General features: G+C 70.5%; 26 protein-coding genes. 15 read left to right on the top strand and 11 right to left on the bottom strand.

The features are described 5' to 3' along the window. Window positions 1–42: 42 nt before the first annotated feature. Window positions 43–330 (bottom strand): antibiotic biosynthesis monooxygenase family protein, encoded by a 288-nt coding sequence (locus AB0J16_RS07920; protein WP_357947635.1) that lies wholly within the window; start codon window positions 328–330, stop codon window positions 43–45. A gap of 190 nt (window positions 331–520) precedes the next feature. On the opposite strand from AB0J16_RS07920, the gene AB0J16_RS07915 reads away from it, so the two are divergent. The 5 genes from AB0J16_RS07915 to AB0J16_RS07895 all read left to right on the top strand — a co-directional run bounded on the left by AB0J16_RS07915 (window position 521) and on the right by AB0J16_RS07895 (window position 3,955). Next, a complete protein-coding gene (locus tag AB0J16_RS07915) occupies window positions 521–883 on the top strand; it encodes a DUF6703 family protein (protein WP_357947632.1) in 363 nt (120 codons plus the stop codon). Between the two features lie 48 nt (window positions 884–931). Beyond that, complete coding sequence (locus AB0J16_RS07910; RefSeq protein ID WP_358536154.1) at window positions 932–1,822, top strand: metal ABC transporter substrate-binding protein; 891 nt, start codon at window positions 932–934, stop codon at window positions 1,820–1,822. Between the two features lie 116 nt (window positions 1,823–1,938). Beyond that, entirely contained in the window at window positions 1,939–2,694 is a 756-nt protein-coding gene (locus AB0J16_RS07905; RefSeq protein WP_358536152.1) for a metal ABC transporter ATP-binding protein, read from the top strand. Further along, window positions 2,691–3,566 carry a metal ABC transporter permease gene (locus AB0J16_RS07900; RefSeq protein WP_358535803.1) on the top strand — a complete coding sequence of 292 codons (876 nt, stop codon included), beginning with the start codon at window positions 2,691–2,693 and terminating at the stop codon, window positions 3,564–3,566. Before AB0J16_RS07905 ends, AB0J16_RS07900 begins: the two co-directional genes overlap by 4 nt. Further along, the gene (locus tag AB0J16_RS07895; RefSeq protein ID WP_357948142.1) at window positions 3,566–3,955 is read left to right on the top strand and encodes a transcriptional repressor; all 390 of its coding nucleotides are present in this window, start codon (window positions 3,566–3,568) and stop codon (window positions 3,953–3,955) included. Before AB0J16_RS07900 ends, AB0J16_RS07895 begins: the two co-directional genes overlap by 1 nt. Here the strand turns inward: AB0J16_RS07895 and AB0J16_RS07890 are convergent. Beyond that, the gene (locus AB0J16_RS07890; protein ID WP_358535801.1) at window positions 3,895–4,791 is read right to left on the bottom strand and encodes a DMT family transporter; all 897 of its coding nucleotides are present in this window, start codon (window positions 4,789–4,791) and stop codon (window positions 3,895–3,897) included. The two genes, AB0J16_RS07895 and AB0J16_RS07890, sit on opposite strands and share 61 nt — an antisense overlap. Before the next feature lie 92 nt (window positions 4,792–4,883). On the opposite strand from AB0J16_RS07890, the gene AB0J16_RS07885 reads away from it, so the two are divergent. From AB0J16_RS07885 to AB0J16_RS07875, 3 genes are all read left to right on the top strand, one after another. After that, complete coding sequence (locus AB0J16_RS07885; RefSeq protein ID WP_358535799.1) at window positions 4,884–5,432, top strand: CGNR zinc finger domain-containing protein; 549 nt, start codon at window positions 4,884–4,886, stop codon at window positions 5,430–5,432. 351 nt (window positions 5,433–5,783) lie between these two features. Continuing rightward, a complete protein-coding gene (locus AB0J16_RS07880) occupies window positions 5,784–6,365 on the top strand; it encodes a dihydrofolate reductase family protein (protein WP_358535797.1) in 582 nt (193 codons plus the stop codon). Between the two features lie 102 nt (window positions 6,366–6,467). Then, the gene (locus AB0J16_RS07875; RefSeq protein ID WP_358536150.1) at window positions 6,468–7,430 is read left to right on the top strand and encodes a GNAT family N-acetyltransferase; all 963 of its coding nucleotides are present in this window, start codon (window positions 6,468–6,470) and stop codon (window positions 7,428–7,430) included. Between the two features lie 129 nt (window positions 7,431–7,559). Here the strand turns inward: AB0J16_RS07875 and AB0J16_RS07870 are convergent, their stop codons facing one another. Further along, window positions 7,560–7,892 carry an antibiotic biosynthesis monooxygenase family protein gene (locus AB0J16_RS07870; protein WP_358535795.1) on the bottom strand — a complete coding sequence of 111 codons (333 nt, stop codon included), beginning with the start codon at window positions 7,890–7,892 and terminating at the stop codon, window positions 7,560–7,562. Between the two features lie 55 nt (window positions 7,893–7,947). Between AB0J16_RS07870 and AB0J16_RS07865 the strand changes: the two genes are divergently transcribed. The 5 genes from AB0J16_RS07865 (at window position 7,948) to AB0J16_RS07845 (ending at window position 14,693) form a co-directional block, all read left to right on the top strand. After that, window positions 7,948–8,376, top strand: coding sequence for a MarR family transcriptional regulator (locus AB0J16_RS07865; protein WP_358535793.1), 429 nt, complete (start codon window positions 7,948–7,950; stop codon window positions 8,374–8,376). 325 nt (window positions 8,377–8,701) lie between these two features. Beyond that, the gene (locus AB0J16_RS07860; protein WP_358536148.1) at window positions 8,702–8,956 is read left to right on the top strand and encodes an MFS transporter; all 255 of its coding nucleotides are present in this window, start codon (window positions 8,702–8,704) and stop codon (window positions 8,954–8,956) included. A gap of 215 nt (window positions 8,957–9,171) precedes the next feature. Continuing rightward, the gene (locus AB0J16_RS07855; RefSeq protein ID WP_358535791.1) at window positions 9,172–10,089 is read left to right on the top strand and encodes an NADP-dependent oxidoreductase; all 918 of its coding nucleotides are present in this window, start codon (window positions 9,172–9,174) and stop codon (window positions 10,087–10,089) included. 140 nt (window positions 10,090–10,229) lie between these two features. Continuing rightward, window positions 10,230–13,388 carry a BTAD domain-containing putative transcriptional regulator gene (locus tag AB0J16_RS07850; RefSeq protein WP_358535789.1) on the top strand — a complete coding sequence of 1,053 codons (3,159 nt, stop codon included), beginning with the start codon at window positions 10,230–10,232 and terminating at the stop codon, window positions 13,386–13,388. A gap of 132 nt (window positions 13,389–13,520) precedes the next feature. Further along, window positions 13,521–14,693 carry an FAD-dependent monooxygenase gene (locus AB0J16_RS07845; RefSeq protein ID WP_358535787.1) on the top strand — a complete coding sequence of 391 codons (1,173 nt, stop codon included), beginning with the start codon at window positions 13,521–13,523 and terminating at the stop codon, window positions 14,691–14,693. Between the two features lie 61 nt (window positions 14,694–14,754). Here AB0J16_RS07845 and AB0J16_RS07840 read toward each other — a convergent pair whose 3' ends face one another. The 7 genes from AB0J16_RS07840 to AB0J16_RS07810 form a co-directional block, all read right to left on the bottom strand. Then, window positions 14,755–15,537: a hypothetical protein gene (locus tag AB0J16_RS07840; protein WP_358535785.1), complete on the bottom strand. Its 783-nt coding sequence runs from the start codon at window positions 15,535–15,537 to the stop codon at window positions 14,755–14,757. Between the two features lie 10 nt (window positions 15,538–15,547). Next, entirely contained in the window at window positions 15,548–16,141 is a 594-nt protein-coding gene (locus AB0J16_RS07835) for a matrixin family metalloprotease (protein ID WP_358535783.1), read from the bottom strand. A gap of 103 nt (window positions 16,142–16,244) precedes the next feature. Then, on the bottom strand, window positions 16,245–17,264 hold the full coding sequence (locus AB0J16_RS07830) for a hypothetical protein (protein ID WP_358535781.1): 1,020 nt from the start codon (window positions 17,262–17,264) through the stop codon (window positions 16,245–16,247). Then, complete coding sequence (locus AB0J16_RS07825; RefSeq protein WP_358535779.1) at window positions 17,261–17,641, bottom strand: hypothetical protein; 381 nt, start codon at window positions 17,639–17,641, stop codon at window positions 17,261–17,263. The genes AB0J16_RS07830 and AB0J16_RS07825 overlap by 4 nt, the downstream gene beginning before the upstream one ends. A gap of 156 nt (window positions 17,642–17,797) precedes the next feature. Then, a complete protein-coding gene (locus AB0J16_RS07820; RefSeq protein ID WP_358535777.1) occupies window positions 17,798–19,063 on the bottom strand; it encodes an alpha/beta fold hydrolase in 1,266 nt (421 codons plus the stop codon). Between the two features lie 57 nt (window positions 19,064–19,120). Continuing rightward, the gene (locus AB0J16_RS07815) at window positions 19,121–20,146 is read right to left on the bottom strand and encodes an aldo/keto reductase (protein ID WP_358535775.1); all 1,026 of its coding nucleotides are present in this window, start codon (window positions 20,144–20,146) and stop codon (window positions 19,121–19,123) included. A gap of 107 nt (window positions 20,147–20,253) precedes the next feature. Next, window positions 20,254–21,048, bottom strand: a complete 795-nt coding sequence (locus AB0J16_RS07810) for an AraC family transcriptional regulator (protein WP_358535773.1) — start codon at window positions 21,046–21,048, stop codon at window positions 20,254–20,256. A gap of 139 nt (window positions 21,049–21,187) precedes the next feature. Between AB0J16_RS07810 and AB0J16_RS07805 the strand changes: the two genes are divergently transcribed. Then, window positions 21,188–21,922, top strand: coding sequence for a GntR family transcriptional regulator (locus AB0J16_RS07805; protein WP_358535771.1), 735 nt, complete (start codon window positions 21,188–21,190; stop codon window positions 21,920–21,922). 8 nt (window positions 21,923–21,930) lie between these two features. Here the strand turns inward: AB0J16_RS07805 and AB0J16_RS07800 are convergent, their stop codons facing one another. Continuing rightward, a complete protein-coding gene (locus AB0J16_RS07800; protein ID WP_357947562.1) occupies window positions 21,931–22,506 on the bottom strand; it encodes an XRE family transcriptional regulator in 576 nt (191 codons plus the stop codon). Window positions 22,507–22,553: 47 nt separating this feature from the next. On the opposite strand from AB0J16_RS07800, the gene AB0J16_RS07795 reads away from it, so the two are divergent. Beyond that, window positions 22,554–23,405: a class I SAM-dependent methyltransferase gene (locus tag AB0J16_RS07795; RefSeq protein ID WP_358535769.1), complete on the top strand. Its 852-nt coding sequence runs from the start codon at window positions 22,554–22,556 to the stop codon at window positions 23,403–23,405. The last annotated feature ends 83 nt before the right edge of the window (window positions 23,406–23,488 follow it).

Raw genomic sequence — 23,488 nt, 5'->3', positions numbered from 1 at the left:
CCAGCTTAGGGGACGCTCACGAGCCCTCGCGCGCGAGTATTTCTACTCGCCGTCTTGAAGATAGACGTCCTCGAACGCGCTTGGTTCATTGACCATGAGGATCATCAGGGGATACATCGCCATCCGCGCTGCGGACAGGGCCCTGCGGTAGAACCCGGCGCCCTCCCACTCACTGACCAGCGCCCACAGATTGGGCTCATCGACCGAGCGGGCCAACCGGCCGCGCAGGAATCCGGGCTGGTCGGCCAGTGTCTGAAGGATGACATGGGCTTGCTTGACGAAGTCTTGGGACTGGGACTCTGGGACGGTGTAACGGATGACGGCGAGCACGCACACCAGGATGTCAGACGATTACGTACCGCTGGGCGATTCCAGCCCCTGACCTGCCCGCACCCACTGACCGATTCGGGCGCTCCGCCCGCCCCCGCCCGCCGACCGGCCCCCCGTGCCGCGACCGCTTGGCCCCCGCGCCGTTACCGTCCCACCTGCTGTCCGATGGGGACGGGGCTAGGCTCGGGCCGTGGCCACCAATGACAACCGCCGCGGGAACGCCCGGCGGCCGCTTCCCGCCGGCGAGCAGTTCTTCACACCCGGCGCGACCGGCCTGCGCAAGGCGGTCGAGGAGCGCAGCGCTACCCCGATGACGTTCCTGTTCACGCAGGTGCCCAAGTGGGCGGCGCCCGCCGTGCTGGTGGTGCTGCTGCTGACCGGGTTCGCCGTGGACAGCTGGCTGGGCGGCGTGGCGGTGCTGCCGGTGCTGGGGTTCGTGGGCTGGCTGGCGTACCTGTCCTGGCCGTCGCTGGGGCTCGGCGGGCGGCTGCTGCGGGTCGTGATGCTGGCCTTCCTGCTGGTCCTCGCGGCCGACCGCTTCGGAGTGTTTTAGCCGGAGATTTTGACAATCATTTTCATTTTCCCCATACTTGGGGGCGTGATGTCCCGAACGCCCCTAATTGGTGCTGCCATCCTCGCGACCGCTCTGACGACCGCCGCGTGCTCCAACACCGGCGATGCGGAGACTACGGCGCTCGGCAAGCCCGCCGTGATCGCCGCCTTCTATCCGCTCCAGTGGCTCACCGAGCAGGTCGGCGGCCCCGACGTGAGCGTGTCGGTCCTGACCGCCCCCGGTGTCGAACCGCACGACCTGGAGCTGGGCGCGCACCAGGTGGCCCAGCTCCAAGACGCGACCCTGACCGTCTACATCAAGGGCGTCCAGCCCGCCGTGGACGACGCGGTCGACCAGGACAAGAGCTTCGACGCCGCGACCGCCGTCAAGACGCTGCCCGCCGGCGAGCACGCGGAGGGTCACGACATCGGCTACGACCCGCATCTCTGGCTGGACCCGTCCCGCCTGGCCACCGTCGCCGCCAAGCTCGGCGAGCGACTGGCCGCCGCCGACCCCACGCACGCCCAGGGCTACCGGGACCGCGCGGTCAAGACGGCCGGCGCCCTGGGGACCCTCGACCAGGAGTACGCCAAGGCCCTGACCACCTGCGGGACCAAGACGCTGGTCACCGCCCATGAGGCGTTCGGCTACCTGGCCGACCGCTATCACCTCAAGCAGATCGGCATCACCCTGGACCCGGAGACCGAGCCCTCCCCCGCCCGCATCGCCGAGGTCGCCAAGCTGGCCAAGGACGAGAAGGTGACCACGATCTTCACCGAGGCCCTGGTCAGCCCCAAGGTCTCCGAGGTGCTGGCCAAGGAGGTCGGCGCGCGGACGGCGGTGCTCGACCCGCTGGAGAGCAAGCCGTCGGGCGACTACCTGTCGGGAATGCGCGACAACCTGAAGACCTTGCAGACCGCATTGGGGTGTACGGCATGACCGGCGCATTGGGGTGTATGAGATGAGCGGCGCATTGGGGTGTACGGCATGACCGGCACGCGCGAGACCGCGGTGGGGTGTGCGACGTGAGCGGCACAGGCGAGACCGCCTTCGCCATGACCGGCGGCCGGGTGAGCCTGGACCGGCGCGACATCCTGCGCGGCATCGATCTCACGGTCTGCCCCGGCGAGGTCGTGGCCCTCATGGGCGCCAACGGCTCCGGCAAGTCCACGCTGGTGCGCGCCCTGCTGGGCCTCATTCCGCTCTCGGGCGGCCAGACCCTCCTGTACGGCTCACCGCCCGCGAAATTCCGCGAGTGGTGGCGCATCGGCTATGTGCCGCAGCGCCTGGCCGTCGGCGGCGGGGTGCCCGCCACGGTCCGCGAGGTCGTGACCTCCGGCCGCGTGGCCAGGCAGAGCCGGCTGCGCCGTACCAGCGCCGCGGACAAGGCGGCGGCGGCGAGCGCCCTCGAGGCCGTCGGGCTGGCGGACCGGGCGGGTGACCCGGTGCAGTCGCTGTCCGGCGGCCAGCAGCAGCGGGTGCTCATCGCCCGCGCGCTGGCCGGCGAACCCGACACGTACGTCATGGACGAGCCCACCGCGGGTGTCGATGCCGACACTCAGCAGTTGCTCGCCGATACGCTGGCCACGCTGGTGCTGAACGGCAAGACCATCGTGCTCGTCGCCCACGAGCTCGGCCCGCTCGAGCCGCTCATCACCCGCGGCGTGGTGGTCCGCGAGGGCCTGATCGCGCACGACGGCAGACCACCACGGCCCGAGGGCGACTGCGCCCGGCCGGGACACGAGCACGTGCACCCGCACGCCGCCGAGGCGAGCGCGGGACCGCTTTCCGGATGGCGGGGAGAGCCATGATCGAGTTGTTGGGCAAGCAGTTCTTCCAGCTGGCGCTGATCGCGGCGCTGCTGGTGGGGCTCTGCGCGCCCGCCGTCGGCACGTTCATCGTCCAGCGCAGGCTCGCGCTGCTCGGTGACGGCATCGGGCATGTGGCGCTGACCGGCGTCGCGCTGGGCTTCCTGACGGGCACCGCGCCCGTGCTCACCGCCGTAGCCGTGGCCGTCATCGGCGCCGTGGCCATCGAGCTGGTCAGGGCGCGCGGGCGTACCAGCGGCGACGTGGCGCTGGCGCTGCTGTTCTACGGCGGCATCGCGGGTGGCGTCATGCTCATGGGCATCGCGCCGGGTGGCAGCAACGCCAAGCTGAACTCCTACCTGTTCGGCGCCATCGCCAGCGTCACCACCGAGGACATCTGGATCATCGGCGCGCTTGCCGTCGCGGTGATCGCGGTGGTGGTGATCTTCGGCAGGGAGCTGTTCGTGCTCTGCCAGGACGAGGAGATGGCCAGGGCCAGCGGCCTGCCGGTGCGCTTCCTCAGCCTGCTGATCGCCGTCACGGCCGCGCTGACCGTCGTCATCGCCATGCGCGTGGTCGGATTGCTGCTGGTCAGCGCGCTGATGGTGATCCCGGTGGCGACCGGTCAGCAGCTCACCAGGGGTTTCCGCTCGACGATGACGCTGGCCATGCTGTTCGGCGTCGTCGCGGCGGTGGGCGGGCTGCTCGCCTCGACGCTGTCCGCCAGGGTGCCGCCGGGCGCCGCGATCGTGCTTCTTGCCCTCTGCGGCTTCGTCCTGGCCCTCGGTGTCGGTAAGTTCGTACGGCGAGGCAGACCCCAGGAGTCCACAGTGAGCGAGCGATCCAGCATGCGCGTCGAGGAGGTCGCACGATGATGTCCACGAGACGCGACGCCGTGCACGACACCCTCCGCCAGAGCAAGAGCTTCCGCAGCGCCCAGGACGTCTACGCCGAGATGCGCGCCCACGGCGCCAAGATCGGCCTGACCACGGTCTACCGGGCGCTGCAGGCGCTGGCCGACGGCGGTCACGTCGACGTGCTGCGCACCGACGACGGCGAGTCCGTCTACCGCGCGTGCGCCAGCGGCGACCACCATCACCACCTGGTGTGCCGCCGCTGCGGCCGGACCGTCGAGGTGGCCGGTCCCGCCGTCGAACGCTGGGCGGAGACGGTCGGCTCCGAGCACGGCTTCACCGAGATCACTCACACGGTCGAGGTGTTCGGCACCTGCTCCGGCTGCTCGGCCTCGGTGCGGGCGGGCTGAGCGCGCCGCGAGCCGTACAGGACGCCCAAGACGATCACCCCGCACCCGGTGAGCTGGAGCGGTGACGGGTGCTCACCGAGCAGCACCGCCGACAGCCCGACCGTCGTCATCGGCTGGACGAGCAGGAGCAGCGCGGTGAGCGCGGCGGGCTGCCTGGGCAGCGAGTACGCGATCAGCGACCAGCCCACCACCTGCGGCCCGAGCGCGAGCAGCAGCAGCCAGCCGTGCGCCGGCCAGCTCGGGACGAAGTCGGCGCCCCCGAACACCGGGCTCAACGCGGCCATCCCGACCGTCGCCACGGCGGTGGCGTGCGTCAACGGCCCGACCGTACGCCCCGAGCCGCCCTTCAACACCAGCAGGAACCCCGCGTACGAGATCGAGGTGGCCACACCCGTCACGACCCCGAGCAGCGGGTTCGCCCCATAGGCCGCGCTGTCGAACACCCCCGAGATCAGCACCACCCCGGCGAACACCACCGGGGTGGCCATCATCAGCCGGTTCGACGGCCGCTCACGAAACAGCGCCCACGCCGCGAAGGCCACGATGAAGACCTGCAGATTGCCCAGTACGGTCGCCAGCCCCGCGCCCACGTACTTGATAGCGTGGTGCCAGAACAGCAGGTCGAACGCGAACAGCACGCCCGCCAGCCACGCCAGATTGCGGCTGCGGGCCGGGAGGGGCCCCAGCCTCCGCCGTTCGAGCCAGGCCAGCACCAGCATCGGCGGCAGCGCGTACGCGCACCGGAAGAACGCCGAGGTCGCAGGCGAGACCCCCGACAACCGGACCAGCGGCGCGGAGGTGGAGATGATCAGCGCACCCGCGATCGCAATCAGCACGATACGACGATGTGCACCCACAGAAACCCCCGAGGTCCTTGGAGCGAGATACGCTGCGACCACGCTAGAGCCGGTCGTCGACAGGAGTCAACATGCCGTTTGGCCATGACATGGTGCATTCGCTGGCCACGGTGGTAGAGCTGGTCAACACGTCCCCGTCGACCGGCGGAGACGACGGCCTGGCCGAGCTGGCCGACCTGCACGCGTTCGTCGAGTCGCGCCAGGTCAGCGGCATCGGCGCGCTCACGGCCCGCGACCTGGGGCAGGTGCGGCTGGTGCGGGAGGCCTTCCACCGCGTCTTCACCGCCCCGGACCAGCCGACGGCCGTACGAATGCTCAACACGCTCCTGTCGGGGACCCGCATCACGCCCCGGCTGACGGAGCACGACGGACATCCGCTGCACATGCACTACTTCGCCCCGGACGCGACGCTCTCCGAGCACCTGGCGGCGGACTGCGGGGTGGCGCTGGCGCACCTGGTGGTGGACGAGGAGTGGGAGCGGCTGCGAACGTGTTCGGCACCTGATTGCGACCGGGTGTTCGTGGACGAGTCCCGCAACCGATCCCGCGTCTACTGCGACAGCCGCACGTGCGGAAACCGGATGCACGTGGCCGCCTATCGGGCTCGGCGGCGGGCCTGAAAGCTCGGTCATCGCGATCGGGGCGCGCTACGCGCGAATGGCGCTCAGGCGTGCTTCCCAGGGGGCTCCGCCCCCTTCGACCCCCAAAGGCGTGGTCCTCGCTGAGGCTCGGGCTGTGCCCATCGGGGCTCCGCCCCGAACCCCGGGCGGTGGCCTGCCGGCCCCCGCGCCCCCGGACGTGAGCCGACTTGTCATCAAGGTCTCCGGCCAAATGCTGGTGGCGGCTCTTGGCCTGCGTAGGGTGTCCGAAAGTCAGCGGGAGTCTGGTGATGTTTGCATCTGTCGGCCGACGCATCTGCGAGACATGGTGGGCGCCACAAGCAGATCTACGGAGAAAACGGAGTGCCTGACATGGCCAAGCTCATCGTCTGCAACATCATGTCTCTCGACGGCTTCTACGCGGCGGCGGACGGCAACCCGCTCGTGCTGCCGATGGACGCCGCGTTCGACGCCTACAACCTGGAGCGGATCCAGGCCGCCGGGTCACTGCTGCTCGGCGCCAATTCGTACGAGATGTTCATGAGGTTCTGGCCCGCGCAAGCGGACAACCGTGAGGCGTCCACGGTGAACCAGCAGTTCGGCGCGATCTACGGGCGGATCGAGGTCAGTGTCGTCTCCGACTCGCTCACGGACGAGGACATCGCGTCGTGGGCGGACCGGACGACCGTGGTCAAGCGCGCCGACGCCGAGGGATGGGTCAAGGAGCTCAAGCAGCGCACCAGCGGCGACATCGTCACCTTCGGCAGCCGGGTCACCTGGAACGCCCTGCTCCGCGCCGGGCTCGTCGACGAGTTGCACCTGATCGTCGGGGCGAAGGCGCTCGGCGAGGGGATGCCGATCTTCACTCAGCCGGTCGAAGGGCTCACCATCGCTGAGGTCCGCAGCCTCGACGGTTCCGACAACGTCCTGCTGCGCTACGCCACGACCAGCTGAGCCGCCGGGCCGCCGGACCGCCGGGCCACCCGCCGTGACGAGGACGGGCGGCCCGCTATAGTTTGCCGATCGCGTCGGATGTCGAGGCCGTACTTGCAGGAGGTGTGCAGCAGATGCGCAGGACCGTTCAGCGGCAAGGCCGCAGCTCTGCTATCCCCCACCTCCCCTCAAGCCGGAGACACCGTGTCGATTCGCATCACCCCTCTTATTGACCCCAAGCTCACCTCATCCAGCCGCCGCCTCGCCTGGCTGGCCACCCGATCCACCGGCGTTCCCGTCGGGTCGGCTTTTCTGCGCCTGTTCACCACGGCGGGCCAGGAGCATCTGGCCGAGCTCGATCTCCACGTCCACCCGGCCGAACAGCGCGCCGGTGTTGGTTCTCTCCTGTTGACAGCCGCGCTGGCGGCGGCTCGCGATGAAGGCCGACGCTCCGTCATCGCGGAAGCAGAGCCCGGCTCGCCGGGAGAGGCCTTCCTGTCGGCACACGACTTCCGCAAAGTGCTGACCCTGACCTACACGCGACTGCCACTGGCGCAGGTCGGCCTCGCCGGCCTTCGGGAGATCATCAGCAGTCCGCATCACGAGTACCAGTTGGTCGCGTGGGACGGGATGGTGCCCGACGAATTGGCCGAGACGTTCGCCGCGGCCCGCCGCGCCATGGACGACATGCCGATGGACGACACCGACTACGGCAGCGTGCATTGGGACGTCGATCGCGTACGGGAGGCGGTGCGGACGGTCGAGAACCGAGGCGATCTGCTCCACACCGTGGCTGTCGTCGCCGAGTCGGACGGTTCCATCGTCGGCTTCACCGAACTGGTCGTCCCAGGGGACGGCACGGGTGATGCCCAGCACTACGGCACCGGCGTGCTGCCGGAACATCGCGGGCACGGCCTGGCCCGCTGGATGAAGGCCGAGGCCATCCGGCAGGCCCGCGAGCGCTACCCGCACCTCGATGGCCTGCTGACCGATACGGCCGACAGCAACCGTCCGATGCGCGCCATCAATGACGCGCTCGGCTACCTGCCGACCCATCAGAGGGTGACGCTCCAACTCGCCCTGTAGCGGGGGTCGTAGCGGACGAGCATCCTTTCGTCGCCGTTGTGGCGGGCGCGCCGGCTTGCGCCGTCTGATGACGTGAGCCGGCCGCGTCTTGAGTTACCTATGATCGCTGCCCTCTTGGAGGTGACGTGCTCAGCGGTGGTGCACTGATGCGACGGCGTACAGGTGCGGGTCGAATCCGTCCGCCAGGGCGGCGGCCTGGCGCATGTGCACCTGCGCGGCCGGGGTGCCGAGCATGGCCTGGAATGCCTCCGCGGTCTCCCACTGGGCGTAGTTGACCACCCTGGTGCCGTCGTCGCTGGCGTGGATGTTGGCGGCGACGAATCCGGGCAGGTGCCGCATGACCTCCTCGGTGGCGGTGACCAGCAGGTCGACGAGCTCGCGCTGACGGTCGGCCTGGACGGTGAAGACATTGATCAGGGTCGCCACTGGGGCGCCGACGGTGATGGTGGTGGTCGCGGGCACGGCTTCTCCTCATGTCAGGTTCCTTACAAGGAGGATTATGTGTAAGGTTCCTGTCATGAGTCAAATGGATGTCCGCCAGCGCGTCGGCTATCTGGTCAAGCAGGTGAGCCAGGCCTTCCGCGGCGCGTGTGAGGAGCGCCTGCGCGAGATGGGCCTGTCCATGTCCCAGTACGCGGTGCTGCGGGCACTGGCCGACGCGCCCGGCGCCCCGGCGGCCGAACTGGCTCGGCGCACCTTTGTCACCCGGCAGTCCCTGAGGGATGTGCTCGCCGGGCTCACCCGGGCCGGGCTGGTCTCCGTCGCCACACAGCCGACCTCAGGCCGGGCCCTGCCGGTCACCATCACCGATGCGGGCCAATCCCTGCTCGACCAGGCCCACAGCGTGGTGCTCGACGTGGAGGAACGCATGATCACCGACCTTCCGCCAGGCGAGGTGGAACAGCTGACCTCCCTGCTCACCGTCTGCGCACGAAACCTGGCCTGACACCGCCGCCAGCGCCGGCGCCGGCACCGGCACCGGCACCGGCACCGGCGCACATCGGCCTGCGTATTCATGCAGGCCCTTTTAACGATCCGCGTCAGTGGTGAGCACCTCCGCCCACACCGCTTTACCGCCAAGACCGTCGTCGCGCACCCCCCAGCGGAGAGCCGTCATTTCGACGATTTTGAGCCCCTGCCGGAGGAGGCCATATCCCGCGGCTCACGCACCTAGGGCGCGGTGTTCGATCCCTGGTCGATAACGTCGATGCGAGCCAACTGCCGAGCAGGCCGAGCGCGCCCGCACGAACCGGATCTTCGTCGCGGTGCCGATGTTCCTCGGCGGGCTGCTGCTCGGCGGCCGGCTCGCCGACGTCTTCGGCGCGCGTTCCATGATGCTGACCGGTCTGGTGGTCTTCATCCTCGCCTCGCTGGCCAGTGGTTTGGCGCAAGACGAGAACCTGCTGATCAGTGGCCACCTCTGCCAGGGCATCGGGGCCGCGATGCTGTCACCGGCCGCGCTGCGTGCCCTCGCCGACATCTTCCACGGCACCGAACGCACGCCGCGCCAGATCTCCTCACGTTGAGCTCTTTCGAACTGCGGACACCGGTGGACCGCACCTGCTCCGAAAGCGCCCCTTTGCCGGTGCCCGATTCTGGGCCGCCGTCCTCGTTGGTATCGACCGCTCCTTCCTACTGGGAGGTGACATACGCACTTCGAAGTGCGTACTTCCCGTTGGAGAGCTACCCGCCGATAGTGAAGCAGGTCAACCGTCGAACCCCAGCTATGAGGAGCGGAACCATGAGCATCTCTACTTTCCGTACGGCCGCCGTCCGCACCCCGACCGGACCCGACTCGATTGAGATCATCAACGTTCCCGTCGTCGAGCCCGGCCCCGGTGAGGTCCGGGTGAGGATCGCCGCCGCGTCGGTCAATCCCGTGGACCTCGCGGTCGCTCGCGGCCTCTTCCATGCCATGGGGCTGGTCAACCAGCCCGAGCGTACCGGCCTGGGCTGGGACTTCTCCGGGACCGTCGTCGCGGCCGGCCCCGGCGTGGACCTGCGGGCCGGCACTCCGGTCGCCGGCCTGGTGGACGGCTTCGACCGCGACTTCGGCACCTACGCCGAACAGCTCGTCGTGCGGACCGCCGACATCGCCGTCGTTCCCGACGGGCTGGACTTGATCGCGGCGTCGACGGTACCGCTCAACGGGCTGGCCGCCGCCCAGATCGTCGATCTCCTCGGTGACGCACCCAGCGACGGCGACCAGTTGCTGGTGACCGGGGCGGCCGGCGCGGTCGGGGGGTACGTCGTCTCGCTCGCGCGGGAGCGCGGCTGGCAGGTGACCGGTCTGGCCAGAGCCGAGGACGAGGAGTTCATCCGTGGCCTGGGTGCCGGGTTCACCACGAACGCGGAGCCGGGCTGGGACGCGGTCGCCGACGGTGCGGCGCTGCAGGAGCGGGGCCTGGCCCTGGTTCGCGATGGCGGGGTCTTCGTCGGCGTCCAGCCGAGCGTCAAGCCGGCCGCGGAGCGCGGGATCACCGTACAGGTCGTGATCGCGCATCCCGACGGCGCTCGACTGGGCGACCTGCTCGCCCGCACCGCGTCCGGTGAGCTGCCGGCCCGCGTGCACGCGGTCATGCCGCTGGATCAGGTCGCCGAGGCTCACCGGGCCATGGCCAAGGGCGGCGTGCGCGGTCGCTACGTGCTCAAACCCTGACCAGCTCGTCCAGCCGCCGGGCACCGGGTGCCCACCCCGCCGCTGGAGTACTGACTGGATGCCGCGCGAACATGCCCGGTGCGGGCCGCGATGTGGATCTGCGAGAGAGCATACCCGGCGAATGGGACAGAATCGGTGCCGTGCAGTTCGGGATCCTTGGGTCGCTTGAGGTGCGGACGGCCGCCGGTGAAGCGGTCGCCGTGGGTGGGCCGCGCCCTCGGGCGCTGCTGGCGTTGCTGCTGCTCGACGCCGGGCGGCTGGTCAGCATGGAGCGGCTCATCGACGGTCAGTACGGCGACGACCCGCCCGCCGGGGCGGCCAACGCCATCCAGGCGCACGTCTCCCGGCTGCGCCGGAATCTGCCGGCCGGGTTGGTGGAGTTTCATGGCGCCGGTTATCGGCTGGCGGTGGAGACGGAGGACATCGACGCGCATCGGTTCGAGCGGCTGGCTCGCGATGGGCGGAGGCTGCTGGCCGCGGGACAGCACGAGCCTGCCGCGCGGGTGCTGAAGGAGGCGCTGGCGCTGTGGCGTGGGCCCGCCCTGGCCGATGTGGCCGACGCGCCGTTCGCCCCGCCACAGGTGGCGCGGTTGGAGGAGGCGCGGCTCGCGGCCAGGGAGGATCTGGCGGAGGCCGAGCTGGCCCTGCCCGGCGGGACCTCGGTCGCCGAGTTGCGCGAGCTGGTGGCGGCCCATCCGCTGCGCGAGCGGCCGCGCGGTCAGCTCATGCGGGCGTTGCACGCCTCCGGGCAGCAGGCCGCCGCGTTGGCGGTCTACGACGAGGTACGGCGGCTGCTGGCCGACGAGCTGGGGGCCGATCCTGCTCCGGAGCTGGCGGCGCTGCATCTGGCGATCCTGCGTGGCGAGGAGCGGCGGGAGCAGGCTCCCCGGCGGCGGGTGCCCGTACCGCTCAACCGGCTGGTCGGCCGGGAGGAGGAGCTGGCCAGGATCGCCGCGCTCGGCGACGCCCGGCTGATCACCATCGTCGGCCCCGGGGGCATGGGTAAGACGCGGCTCGCCGTCGAGGCCGTCCACCGGGCGGGTCCGGGCCGGGAGGTCGCCCACAGGACAGGTCCGGGTCAGGAGGTCATCCACCGGGCGGGTCCGGGCCGGGAGGTCGGGTTCGTCGATCTGTCGTCGGTCGACGACGGGCTTCAGGTGGCCCCGGCCGTGCTGGGCGCGCTCGGGCTGCGCGAGGCCGGGTTGCAGGTGCCCGCGCTGGACCGTCCCGACCCGGTGGACCGGCTCGTCGCCGCCCTCGCCGACCAGCCGTCGCTGCTCGTGCTCGACAACTGCGAGCACGTGGTGGCCGCCGCCGCCGAGCTGGTCCGGCGGCTGCTGGACGCCTGCCCCGGCGTCGCGATCATGGCGACCAGCCGGGAGCCGCTCGGGCTCACCGGCGAGATGCTGGTCCCCCTCGCGCCGCTCGCCGTGCCGCCGCCGGACACCGATCCCGCCGAGGCCCTCTCCTACCCGGCCGTACGGCTGTTCGCCGAGCGGGCCGCCGCCGTCCGGCCCGGGTTCACGACCGGTCCCGAGGTCATGGCGGTCTGCGCCGGGATCTGCGCCACGCTGGACGGCCTGCCGCTGGCCATCGAGCTGGCGGCGGCGCGGCTGCGTACGTTCACCCCGGCGGAGATCGCCGACCGCCTGAACGAGCATGGCCGCTTCAAGCTGCTCTCCCGCGGCGACCGTACGGCGGCGGCCAGGCACCGCACCCTCCACGCGGTGGTCGAGTGGAGCTGGAGCCTGCTCACCCCGCAGGAGCAGGAGGTGGCGAGGCGGTTCTCGGTGTTCGCGGGGGGAGCCTCGGTGGAGGCGGCCGAGTCCGTCTGCGGTGACGGCGACGTGCTGGCCGACCTGGTCGACAAATCGCTCATCGAGGCCGACGGCGGGCGCTACAGGATGCTGGACACGATCCGCCTGTTCTGCGCCGAGCGGCTGGCCGAAGCGGGAGAGCAGCGGCGGACCCGCGACGCGCACGCCGCCTGGTTCCTCGATCTGGCCCGGCGGGCCGACCCGTGGCTGCGGCGGGCCGAACAGCTCGACTGGCTGGCCCGCCTCTCCGCCGAGTACGACAACCTGCGGGCCGCGCTCCGGCACACCGTCGAGGACGATCCGGAGACGGCGTCGCGGCTGGTCGCGGCCCTGTCGGTGTACTCGTGGCTGAGCGGGCGGCGCGAACAGATCGCCTCGTCCGCGATGCGGCTGCTGCATCTGATGGGCGGCGAGCCGGTCGCGGGGCTGGAAGAGGAGTACGTCATGTGCGTGCTGCAGGCCGTACCGGAAGTGTCCCCCGAGTGGTGGGCGCGGGCCGTTGACACCATGATGACGACGCTGGACGGCGAGCTGCGGCACCCGTTCCTGGCCGTGCTGTGGGGCATGACGGCGGGCCCGGCCGACACGGTGACCACCCGGCACCGCGGGCGGCTGCTCGGCTCCGACCCGTGGAGCCGGGCCGTGTCCATGCTGGGAGAAGGGCTGATCCACCTGCACGGCGGCCAGGTGGCCGAGGGTGAGCGGCGGCTGGAGGAGACGCTGACCCGCTTTCGCGCCGTCGGCGAGCGCTGGGGGATGGCGCAGAGCTTCGAATGGCTGGCGATGATCGCGAGCCGGCGCGGCGACTGGGCGGCCGCCAGGCGGCTCTGGAACCAGGCCGTGGACCTGAACGGCCAACTCGGCGCGGCGGACGAGCTGGTGGACGTGCTGTGCCGCAGGGCGGCGGGGCTGATGCGGGAAGGCGACCTGGACGCGGCCCGCGCCGATCTCGAACGCGCCACCGAGCTGGCCCGCCGGACGGGCATGTCGCGCGGGCTGCCGTTGCTGAACATGGCGTGGGGCGACCTGGCGCGATTCTCGGGTCGGTACGACGAGGCGCGGGCCCGCTACACCGCCGTACTGGACGCCGCCGTTACCGGCTCCTACGCGACCGAGGGCATGAGGCCATTCGCCTGTACCGCGCTAGGCCGGCTGGCCGCGGCCGAGGGAGATCTCACCGAGGCCAGGCGCAGGCACGGGGAGGCGCTGGAGCTGGCGCGCACGGTGGTGCCGACGGACGCGGCCGAGATCGCCGAGGGCCACGCGGGGCTGGCGCTGCTCGACGGGGCGGCTGAGCGGGCGGCGTACCTGCTGGGCGTGGGGGTGGCGCTGCGCGGTACGACCGTCGCGGGTGATCGGGACGTCGCCATGGTCGCCGCGGCGGCGACCGAGCGGCTGGGCGCGGACGTGTTCGCCGCCCACTTCGCCACGGGAGCCGCGCTGAGCGCCGACGAGGCGCTCTCCGCCCTCGTCGGCGGCTGAGAAATCAGCTGAGGAAACGGCTGAGGAAACGGCTGAGCGGCGACAAGGCGCTGTCAGCCGGCGTCGGTCGAGAGGCCGCACTGTCAGCCGGTTGTCCTCAGGCTGTCAGCGCGCCCCGCGAGAGTCGGGGACATGCAGAACACCAACGTCCTCATCTCCGGTGCCAGCGTCGGCGGCCCCGCCCTCGGCTACTGGCTCGCCCGCTACGGCTTCCGCGTCACGATCGTCGAGAGGGCCCCTGACCTGCGCCCCGGCGGCCAGGCCGTCGACTTCAAGGGCGACATCCACATGACGGTCCTGCGCCGCATGGGCATCCTGGACGACGTGCGCCGGCTGCAGACCGGCGGCACCGACCAGGCCTTCGTCGACAAGCGCGGCCGGACGCTCGCGGTGATGCCCGGCGAGTTCAGCGGCGGCGAGCTGGAGATCCACCGCGGCGACCTGGCTCGCCTGCTCTACGACAGGAGTGTCAAAGCCGGCTGCGAGTACGTCTTCGGCGACTCGATCACCTCGCTCACCGAGACTCCCGGCGGGGTGCACGCCACCTTCGAGCGCTCCGCGCCCCGCACGTTCGACCTGGTGATCGGGGCCGACGGCATCCACTCGAACGTCCGGCGCCTGGTCTTCGGCCCCGAGTCGGACTACGTCGAGTTCCTCGGCCACTACTACGCCCTGGCCGAGGTGCCCGAGCGGTTCGGCGCGGACGCGCAGATGTACAACGAACCGGGCAGGATGGTCGCCGCCGGCGGTCCCAAGGCGTCGGCCTTCTTCGTCTTCGCCTCCCCGCGCCTCGACTACGACCGCTATGACACCGAGGCGATGAAGCGGGTCGTCCTCGACGCCTACGCCGGGATGGGGTGGCGGACGCCCGAGATCCTGGACGCGGTGCGCCGCACCGGCGACTTCTACCTCGACTCGATCAGCCGGGTGAAGATCGATCGGTACTCCCAGGGGCGGGTGGCGCTGCTGGGCGACGCGGCCTACGCCAACACGCTGGGCGGGTTCGGGTCAGGGCTGGCGCTGGTGGGGGCGTACGTGCTGGCGGGTGAGCTGGCGGCGGCCAACGGCGACCACCGGGTGGCCTTCCGGCGGTATGAGGAGGGCTTCCGCGAGTACGCCAAGGTCTCGGAGAAGGGGAACGCCGGTCCGTGGCTGGCGCCTCCGTCGAAGGGGCGGATCAGGATGCGCAACTGGATGTTCAAGGTGGGCTTCCTGCTCAAGCTCATGATGAAGATGACGGACGACTTCGCCGAGAACATCACCCTGAAGGACTACCCGTCGCTGGTCCGCGACCTGGCCAGGTGAGCGGGCACCGCGGTGAGAGCACGGCTGAGGGCCCCGTCGGGGGCCTCAGCCGTGGCGGGCGTCAGCAGCCGGACTGGTCCGTCGCCGTGCCCTTCTCGCAGGCCGACTTCTGGGCCCGGCCGCGGAGCTGCGCCAGCGGGGAGTCCCCGGCGGACCTGAGCTGCGCCTGCCGGCCGTCGGTCCCCAGGAGCTGGGCGGCGCGGTCCTCGTCCGTGAGGGGGGCGACGAGCGCCGCCCCCGGCTTCTCCTCGACGAACACCCCCTGGCCGATCGGGAGGTGCACGGACGCCTGGTACGCCTGCGCCTGCGGCGACGCCGCCCGCCGCTTGACCCGGTCCAGGGCGTTGTCCACGTAGAACAGGCCGCGGCCCGCCGTGCCGATCGACTGGCGCAGGCCGTCGAGCGTCGTGCCGGCGGGCTGCTCGACCCGGAGCCGGATCTGTCCCCCGGTGTAGCCGCGGCCGAGCTTGCCGGCGAGGACCTTGTCCACCTTGACCACGACGCTGGCCCAGCGGATCGCGGCCTCCGCGCTTTCGTAGGGCACGACCCGCGGCGTCGGCGAGTCGTTGTCCGAGGCGTACGCGATGCCCGGCTCCACGCCGACGACCGTGCCCTCGACCAGCGCGGCGGCCGGGCGGAAGGCGCCGGACGGCCGGGCGCCGGGGGTGATGTCCTCCAGGGAGTCGAAGAGGTACTGGCCCGTCCCACCCGCGTCCGTGTGGAGCTGGGACCAGAACGAGCGCTGCGGCTGCTGACCGGCCTGCGGGGCGGCCTCCGGTGCGCATCCGGTGAGCACGGCGGTGGCGCAGGCGGCGACGGACGTGAGGAGTTTGAGGTTTCGCATCGCCGGTCTCCTAGTAGCGGCCGTTGATGTGGGCGACATCATGCGCGCTGTATTTGATGATCTTGTGCGCTCCGGTCTTCAGGCACGACGTCGACTCGGTGGAGTGATCGAGCCCGACCGTGTGCCCGACCTCGTGACACGCCAGGGCCTGCCGCTGGGTCGCGGTCATCCAGTCGATGTCGGCCAGATCGTAGCGGACCTCGTACTGGTCGCAACGCCACGGCTGGCTGCTGTCGGCCGGGGCGATGGTCTTGACGCACTTCGAGTACGCGAACAGGTTGTAGCCCGTGCTGGAGCCGTCCCAGTCGAGGTCCCAGTGGTCGACGTAGTACTGGTCGAAGGACTCGACGTCGGTGCTCGGGTCCGCGGTGGTGTCGTGGGCCACGGTCATGTCGGTCTGGGAATCCAGGTTGAGCAGAGCGGCTTTCACCGCGGTCCTGGTACGGGTCTCCAGGGAGGCGTAGTTGTACCAGTGCTTGCCGTTGTCGGCGAAGGGGCAGCAGCCGTTGGCGCTGCCGAAGCCGTTGGCGCTGGCCGGAGGCGCGGCGGTGGTGGTGATCGCGGCCGCGAGGATGATCGCTGGCAGGAGCTTTCGGTATGACATGTCATCCGTAAATTGAGGGTAAAGGACGTCCGGATATCCTGCCGGGTGCTTAAGCGGGGATCAACTCGGGTCATCCCCTTCGCCGCACAGCACCGGGTGGGACTCAGCGGCCGAACTTCCAGCCCGGCGGGAAGATGAGCGCCCGCAGGCCGTGTCCCTCCAGCTTGCTCGCCCACTCCTCCGGCGTCGTCATGATCTCGCCGTCGCCGTCCAGGGCGCTCTTGACCGGCGTGTAGCCGAACCCCGAGCCGAACAGCCGCGCCGCCAGCTCGCCGCCCCGCGTGGCGGGACCGGGCAGGCCCAGCTTGGCCACGTCGTAGCCGAGGATGTAGCCAGTGTTCCCGGCGACGATCCCGCCGAACTCCCCGGCGTTCTGGCCCGCCGACCTCGTCGGCTGACCGTGGGCGGCGTCGCTCACCGCGTCCAGCGTGAGCGCCCCGGCGGCGTAGGCGGGGCCGTCGATGGCGGCGTAGTTGAGCGTGGTCAGCACGTACTTCGGCAGGCAGATCTGCAGGATCCGGCCGACGTTGACGCCGAAGACGGCCTTGACCGTCTGGGCCAGCTTCACCAGCCGGGCCATCTGGGCGGCGGCCATCGCCTGCGCCACGCCGTACAGCATGGTCGTGAACGGCTGGAAGCAGACCAGCCACAGGAGCTGCACGATCGCCTTGTCCAGCTCGGCGAGCTGCTTGCGCACCCCCTCCACCAGGTCGGCGTACGCGTCGCAGCCGGCGGCGAGCACCCGGCAGTCCTTGGCGAACGCGGCGGGGAAGCCCATGATCCGCAGGATGTAGAGCTGGGCGAAGGCGTCCACCCCCTGGCCGCCGTTGTTGTTCCACACCGAGGCGGCGGCGCTGTCGGCCATCCCGGCGACGCCGCCGGTGTGGCCGTGCGGGGGAGCCTGCTCCGGGCCGGTCAGGTCGTCGGCCAGCTCGCGGAAGGCGGCGGCCGCCTTGCGCAGCTCCGCCGGGTCGATCTCCGGCGCGGTGACGCCGGCGTAGCTGCGCAGGGCGACCATCGTCCCGGCGGAGGCCAGCAGCAGGGTCGTCATCAGGGTGGCGGGTGACAGGACCCTGGCCCCGCTCAGGGCCGTCGGCGACAGTATCGGCCTGATGGGGATCACGGGGTGTCCTCCACCGGCCAGCTGTAGACCGGCACGTCCGCGATCTTGATGTCGTCGGCTATGCCCCAGTCGACGGTGGCCACGTTGCGGCGCATGGTCAGGATGCCTTCGGCGATGTCCCCGTACACGGCCGCGAAGTCCTCGATCATGCCGAGCATCTCGTCGCGCTTCGGCTTGTACCACTCGACGAACGCCTTGTCGGCCGGCTCGTTCACCGGCCAGCCGCCCAGCGCGCCCAGCGCGTCGGCGGCCTTCCCGACGGCCCGCCGCACCGCCGCGGACGCGTCGTCGAAGGCGGGCGCCGCGTGCTTCCTGAGCTGATCGTGATCGATGTCGAGGGGCGGCCGTGACGGCCCGTCAGGAGAGGCTTCTGCCATCGGTCACCGTTAATCGCGAGGACGGGGTCGTCATGCGATCATGCTCACGGTCCGATATATCCGAAATGTCTCTCTGTCGTTACGATCCCATCTACGCTTTTCCGACATCCGGCGTTCACCGGGTGTTCGCCCGGGAACGCCGTGTCAGGACTCGCATCAAGGGGTCTCAACGGCGGCGAACCGGGCCCCGACCCAGGCGAGGATGTCGGGCATGGCGCCGTCGTCGATGCCCATCGCGGTGCCGTAGGTGTCATGTTCGAGCCCGTCGTACACGCGGTAGGTGACGTGCGAGCCTGTGGCGCGGAGGCGGGCGGCGACCTGGGCGTTGATCGGCTCAGGGGTGACGGTGTCGGCACCGCCTTGCAGGAACAGCACCAGGCCGGCGACGCGCTTCCAGCCGAGGCTGTTGTCGCGCAGGTATCGGGTGAAGCGCGGGTCGCTGGAGTAGCCCGGTTGGACCAGTGCCGAGCCGGTCAGATCTCCGTATACCGCGGTGGCCACGCCCAGGCAACCGTTCCGGGCGGCGTCCAGGCGGGACAGGGCGGCGGGGGTCAGCAGACGTCCGACGTCGATCTTCGGATCGCTGTAGGCGGCGCCCTGCGCGAGCAGCGGGGCGAACCCGCCGTACGGGACGGTCGTGGCGACGTGGGCGGCCAGCGCGGGCAGGTCGGCGGCGGGCGAGGTGACGACCACGCCCCGGTAGCCCGGCTCGGGGCGCGTCACCTGGCGTTCGGCGAAGCCGAGTGCGGCGCCGCCGCCCTGGGAGTGGCCCCACAGCACCCAGTCGCCCGACAGGTCCGGAACCGCCTGGCGCGCGGACCGCACCGCCCCGGCGATGTCCTCCGCCTCGGCGGTCTTGTTCACCAGTTCCGGACGGCCGGTCGTGCCCAGGCCCGCGTAGTCCGGGGCGACGACCGCGTACCCCTGCTCCAGGAAGCGGACCATCTGGTTTCCGTGGTACAGGTCGCGCATCAGCGACGGCGCGCAGTCCACGGCGATGCCGCTGGCGCCGTGCGCGTCCACGACCACCTTCCAGCCGCCCGCCGGGCGCGGGCGGTCCTGCGGCACCAGGACGACGCCGGAGACCGCCACGTCCCGGCCCCGGGAGGTACGGGAGTGGTACAGCACGCGGACGGCCTTGACCGGCTTGTTCTCCACCACGTAGTCGGAGGTGGCCGCCGCGCGGATCAGGGTTCCGCTCGGCGCCCACGGCAGTGGGTCGGGAGCGTCGTAGAAGGGGGTGCGAGGCAGGGCGTTCTGCCGCTGGGCGGTCCAGGCCCAGTCGATCTGGCAGGCCTGGTCGCAGGTGTCGGCGTTCGCTCGCGGGCCCGTGGCGGGCGCGGTGGCCAGGACGGCGCCGACCGCGATGACCGCCGAGAGCCGGCGAGCTCCGGCCAGGAAGGCATGACGAATAGACCTCATGGGAGGCTCCTGTTTCAAAAGGGGTGGCTCAGCCGCCGATCCGGCCCGGCGTCGCGCTTAGCCGACGGGGCGGCCGTCGACCAGCTTTCCGCTGGGTCCATAGACGAAGTCGGTGGTGGTGTCCATGATGAACTCCATCGGGAAGCCCAGGTCGATAGAGGCGGCCTGCTCCAGCCGCCGCACCGCCTCTTCGGGCAGTTCCAGGTCGATGGCGGCGAGGTTGTCGGTCAGCTGGTCCAGGGTGCGGGCGCCGAGGATCGGGTGGATCCAGGGCCGGTGCGCCCGCGTCCACGCGATGGCGACCTGCGAGGAGGAGACACCGAGCTCGTCGGCCACGGCGTCCACCGTGCGCGCGATGCCCAGGTCACGTTCGGAGATGGTGGCGCGGTCGACCCGGGACGGACCGTCGGCACCGGACCGGGTGAACTTGCCGGACAGGACGCCGCCGGCCAGGGGCGACCACGCGGCCACCGACAGCTCCAGCGCGGCGGCCATGGGCAGCAACTCGCGCTCGATGTCGCGTTTGACCAGGCTGTAGGGCAGCTGGAGGCCGGCGAACGGCGTCCAGCCGCGGAACTCGGCGATGGTGTTCGCGCGGGAGATCAGCCAGGCGGGCGCGTCGGAGATCCCGACATACAGCACCTTCCCGGCCCGTACGAGATCGTCCAGAGCCCGCATGGTCTCCTCGATGGGCGTGCTGGGGTCCCAGATGTGCACCCACAGCAGGTCGATGTAGTCGGTGCCCAGCCGGCGCAGGCTGGCCTCGACCGAACGGACCAGGTTCTTGCGGTGGTTGCCGCCGGCGTTGGGGTCGGTGCCGTCCATGGTCAAGGTGTACTTCGTGGACAGGACGAAGCGGTCGCGGTCGGTGCCGAGCAGTTCGCCGACGATCTGCTCGCTGCTGCCCTCGGTGTAGCGGTTGGCGGTGTCGATCACGTTCCCGCCGGCTTCGGCATAGGCGGCGAACATCTTGCGGCACTCCTCGATGGAGGCGCCCCATCCCCAGTCCTGCCCGAAGGTCATCGTGCCAAGGAACGCCTCAGACACCCTCAAACCGGTGCGACCAAGCAGTCGGTATCGCATCACAGATCTCCTTCACATTCGCGCCAGTTGGCGACGCGAAGGAACCTATCGACCGTGGTCGGCATCCGTATTGCACGTTCTTGCCCCGCCACTTGCCCTGCCCGGGGTCAGCGCGAGGTCCAGGTCGTGCCTCGATAGGTCGAATGATATATGGCCGGGGTCATCCCATAGGCTCGCGCGAACACCCGGGTCAGGTGGGGTTGGTCGTGGAATCCCGTCTCGTACGCGACCTCGTCGATCCCCGCGCCGCGCCGGAGCAGCTCCCTGGCCCGATCCAGCCGCAGCCGCAGGTGCAGCTTGTGCGGCGGGAGGCCGAACCGCGCCGTGCACGCGCGGACGAGCCGATACTTGCTGAGGTCCGCGATCGCGCTGAGCTCGTCCAGCGTCACGTTGCGGGAGAGGTTCGCCCGCAGATACTCGCGTACGAGCTCGGGGGCCCGCTGCCTGGTGTCCCTTCCGCCCTCGGCATCGTAGGCGTGCCGAGCCAGCGCGGCGACGAACTCCAGCACCCCCGTCTCCTGCCGCAGCGCCGAACCGGCTTGCCCCGGCGGCAGGTAGAGAGAGCTGTGTACGGACCGGAAGCGGTCGGCCAGCCCGCCGTCCCGGATCACCGGGTCCCCGTAACGCACGGCATCAGGCGCGGCGACCTCGGCGATCAAGGACGGCGACACGCACATGATCTGCCAGTGCGCCGACCCGGGATCGTCCGGCTGCCCGGAATGGGCGTCGTCCGGATGGAGAGCGAGCAATTGGCCGGGAGCGGCATGGAATGTCGTGCCACGTCTGCGTACGGTGAAACCGGAGTCGAGCACGAGAACCACTTTGAGCTCTTCATGCACATTGCCGCTGTAGGACTGCGCCTGCCCATCCACGACCACGACGTCCGGCACGTCCTCGGACACCCGTGGATCCTCTAACTGAGCCACACCTGACACGGCCACAACCTTAGCCAACGGCACTTTGATCGCAGGATCCGCAGGTTTCTGGATCTCATCGCATACTGGGAGAATCTCCATGACAGGCGACGGGACCGGAGGACCGATGGCCGAACGACCCGGCGGGGCACGTGCGGAGGAGCCTGCGGTCAAGCGCAGGAGGCCCCGTGCGGGTAGCGGGGAGTCGCTCGGCGACCAGGCGTACGAGCACATTCGCGCCGCGATCCTCCAGGGTAGATACCGGCCCAACCAGCGGCTTCCGGAAGACGAGGTGGCGGCGCGGCTCAACAGCAGCCGCACTCCCGTACGCGTCGCGCTGATGCGGCTGGTCGATCAGGGGCTGGTCGTCCGGGAGCGGCAGGGCTGGGTGGTGCGCGAGCACACTCCGGACGAGATCCGCGAGATCTACGAGGTGCGGTGCGCCCTTGAGTCGATGGCCACCGGGCTGGCCGCCGTACGCGCGTCCGAGGAGCAACTGGACACGATCGCCGCGTTCTACGACGGGCCGATGGCGGACTTCATCCAGCGCCCGCGCGCCGAGCTGGGGCGGATGAACCGCGACTTCCACGAGGCCATCGTGCGGGCCTCGGGCAACGGCCGGCTGCTGGACGAATGGCTGCGCAACCGCGACTTCGGCATCACCTACAACATGGCCGTCCTCTTCACTCCGGACGAGGTGGTCACCTGCGTGGCGGGCCATCAGCGCATCGTCGAGGCGCTGACGAACCGCGACCGTGAGGGCGCGGAGCGGCAGGCGCGGATCCATGTCGAGGACGTCCAGGCCGCGGCCAGCCGCCGGCTCGACGCCCTGCAAACGTCCACTGGACTTTACCTGTCCTGAAGGCCCGGTCACGGCGATGAGCGGAGATGGGTGCGCTCTCCGTCGTGCTCCAGGATGGTCAGGATCTCGGCCGGGCCGTCGTGGGCGCCGAAGGCGTGGGGGATCATGGTCGAGAACTCCGCCGCCTGACCGGCCTCGACCACGATGGTCCGCTCCCCCAGCAGCAGTACGACGGCTCCCGACAGAACGGTGAACCAGTCCCTGCCAGGGTGGACCTTCAGCTCGGCGGGGTCCCGTGGGGGCGGCTTGGTGAGGCGCATCTTGGCCACGGTCATGCCGTTCGGCCCCGGCTCCCGGCTCAGCGTCCAGATGGTCATCCCCCGCGCCTCGTTGCGCTGGGGCCTGATCACCACATCGTCGTCGGTGACCGACTCCACGAGGTGGTCGAGAGTGGTCTCCAGGGCGCGAGCGATCGCGGTCAGCTGGTCGAGGCTGATGCGCCGGTGGCCCGTCTCGATCCGGCTCAGGGTGGACGGGCTGAGGTAGCAGCGGGCCGCCAGGTCGTCGAGTGACCAGCCGCGGGCCGTACGCAGTCCCCTGATCCGCTTGCGGACCAAGCCGTCGAGGTCTCCGTCTTGCTTCATACGCAAGACCTTATGCCAGAAGGGCAAGACGGACATAGTCTCCGAACATGGCAACCCACCACGACCACTCCACGGCCGGATCCGACGACGCCGTGATGACCGAACTCCTGGACCTCGACGCGGAGGTGCTGCACGCGTACCTGTCCGAGGTGACCGCCTGGGTCCACCAGCTCGCCGGCGACCCGGCCCCCAGCCATCTCCTCGACCTCGGCAGCGGAACCGGCACCGGCACGTTCGCCCTGCTGGAGCGCTTCGAGAAGGCCGAGGTGACGGCGCTGGACATGTCCGCGCCCTATCTGCGCCACCTCCGGAACAAGGCCGAGGAACGGGGCGTGGCCCACCGTGTCCGCACCGTTCAGGCGGATCTGGACGCGGCCTGGCCCGATCTCGACCCCGTCGACCTGGTGTGGGCGGCCTCGTCCTTGCACCACATGGCGGACCCGGTCCGCACGCTCACCGACGTCCGCGCGGCCCTTCGCCCCGGCGGACTGCTGGTGGCGGTCGAGCTCGACTCCTTCCCGCACTTTCTGCCCGACGACCTCGGCATCGGCCGCCCCGGACTCGAAGCGCGCTGCCGCGCCGTGATGGCCGAGGAGCGCAGCGCCCGGCTCCCGCATATGGGCGCCGACTGGGGCCCACTCCTGACCCGGGCCGGGTTCACCGTCGAGACCGAACGGGTCTTCACCGTCGACCTGACGCCACCTCTGCCGGCCTCCACCGGCCGCTACGCCCAGTTGGCCCTGCGACGCCTGCGAACCGGGCTGGGCGAGCGGCTGAGCGCCGACGACCAGGCCGCACTCGACGTCCTTCTCGACGACGAAAGGCCCGACGGCATCCTGCGGCGGGGCGACCTCCACGTCCGCACCACGAGGACCGCCTGGGCGGCACGACGCCCATAGCCGATTGACCCGACACGCTCCCGGACAGGTCGGGAGCGTGTTCGTGGCCCATCCGGTAACGGCCGGAAACAGAGCTGAAACAC

This window comes from Nonomuraea sp. NPDC049750, from assembly GCF_040659625.1.
Classification (GTDB): domain Bacteria; phylum Actinomycetota; class Actinomycetes; order Streptosporangiales; family Streptosporangiaceae; genus Nonomuraea.
This window is presented reverse-complemented; position numbering and strand designations above follow the sequence as displayed.

Excerpts from the sequence above, each read along its gene's own strand:
- AB0J16_RS07910 (WP_358536154.1), top strand. The coding sequence starts at position 932 with ATGTCCCGAACGCCCCTAATTGGTGCTGCCATCCTCGCGACCGCTCTG.
- AB0J16_RS07905 (WP_358536152.1), top strand. The coding sequence starts at position 1,939 with ATGACCGGCGGCCGGGTGAGCCTGGACCGGCGCGACATCCTGCGCGGC.
- AB0J16_RS07900 (WP_358535803.1), top strand. The coding sequence starts at position 2,691 with ATGATCGAGTTGTTGGGCAAGCAGTTCTTCCAGCTGGCGCTGATCGCG.
- AB0J16_RS07895 (WP_357948142.1), top strand. The coding sequence starts at position 3,566 with ATGTCCACGAGACGCGACGCCGTGCACGACACCCTCCGCCAGAGCAAG.
- AB0J16_RS07885 (WP_358535799.1), top strand. The coding sequence starts at position 4,884 with ATGCCGTTTGGCCATGACATGGTGCATTCGCTGGCCACGGTGGTAGAG.
- AB0J16_RS07880 (WP_358535797.1), top strand. The coding sequence starts at position 5,784 with ATGGCCAAGCTCATCGTCTGCAACATCATGTCTCTCGACGGCTTCTAC.
- AB0J16_RS07865 (WP_358535793.1), top strand. The coding sequence starts at position 7,948 with ATGAGTCAAATGGATGTCCGCCAGCGCGTCGGCTATCTGGTCAAGCAG.
- AB0J16_RS07860 (WP_358536148.1), top strand. The coding sequence starts at position 8,702 with ATGTTCCTCGGCGGGCTGCTGCTCGGCGGCCGGCTCGCCGACGTCTTC.
- AB0J16_RS07855 (WP_358535791.1), top strand. The coding sequence starts at position 9,172 with ATGAGCATCTCTACTTTCCGTACGGCCGCCGTCCGCACCCCGACCGGA.
- AB0J16_RS07845 (WP_358535787.1), top strand. The coding sequence starts at position 13,521 with ATGCAGAACACCAACGTCCTCATCTCCGGTGCCAGCGTCGGCGGCCCC.
- AB0J16_RS07840 (WP_358535785.1), bottom strand. The coding sequence starts at position 15,537 with ATGCGAAACCTCAAACTCCTCACGTCCGTCGCCGCCTGCGCCACCGCC.
- AB0J16_RS07835 (WP_358535783.1), bottom strand. The coding sequence starts at position 16,141 with ATGTCATACCGAAAGCTCCTGCCAGCGATCATCCTCGCGGCCGCGATC.
- AB0J16_RS07825 (WP_358535779.1), bottom strand. The coding sequence starts at position 17,641 with ATGGCAGAAGCCTCTCCTGACGGGCCGTCACGGCCGCCCCTCGACATC.
- AB0J16_RS07820 (WP_358535777.1), bottom strand. The coding sequence starts at position 19,063 with ATGAGGTCTATTCGTCATGCCTTCCTGGCCGGAGCTCGCCGGCTCTCG.
- AB0J16_RS07815 (WP_358535775.1), bottom strand. The coding sequence starts at position 20,146 with ATGCGATACCGACTGCTTGGTCGCACCGGTTTGAGGGTGTCTGAGGCG.
- AB0J16_RS07805 (WP_358535771.1), top strand. The coding sequence starts at position 21,188 with ATGGCCGAACGACCCGGCGGGGCACGTGCGGAGGAGCCTGCGGTCAAG.
- AB0J16_RS07800 (WP_357947562.1), bottom strand. The coding sequence starts at position 22,506 with ATGAAGCAAGACGGAGACCTCGACGGCTTGGTCCGCAAGCGGATCAGG.
- AB0J16_RS07795 (WP_358535769.1), top strand. The coding sequence starts at position 22,554 with ATGGCAACCCACCACGACCACTCCACGGCCGGATCCGACGACGCCGTG.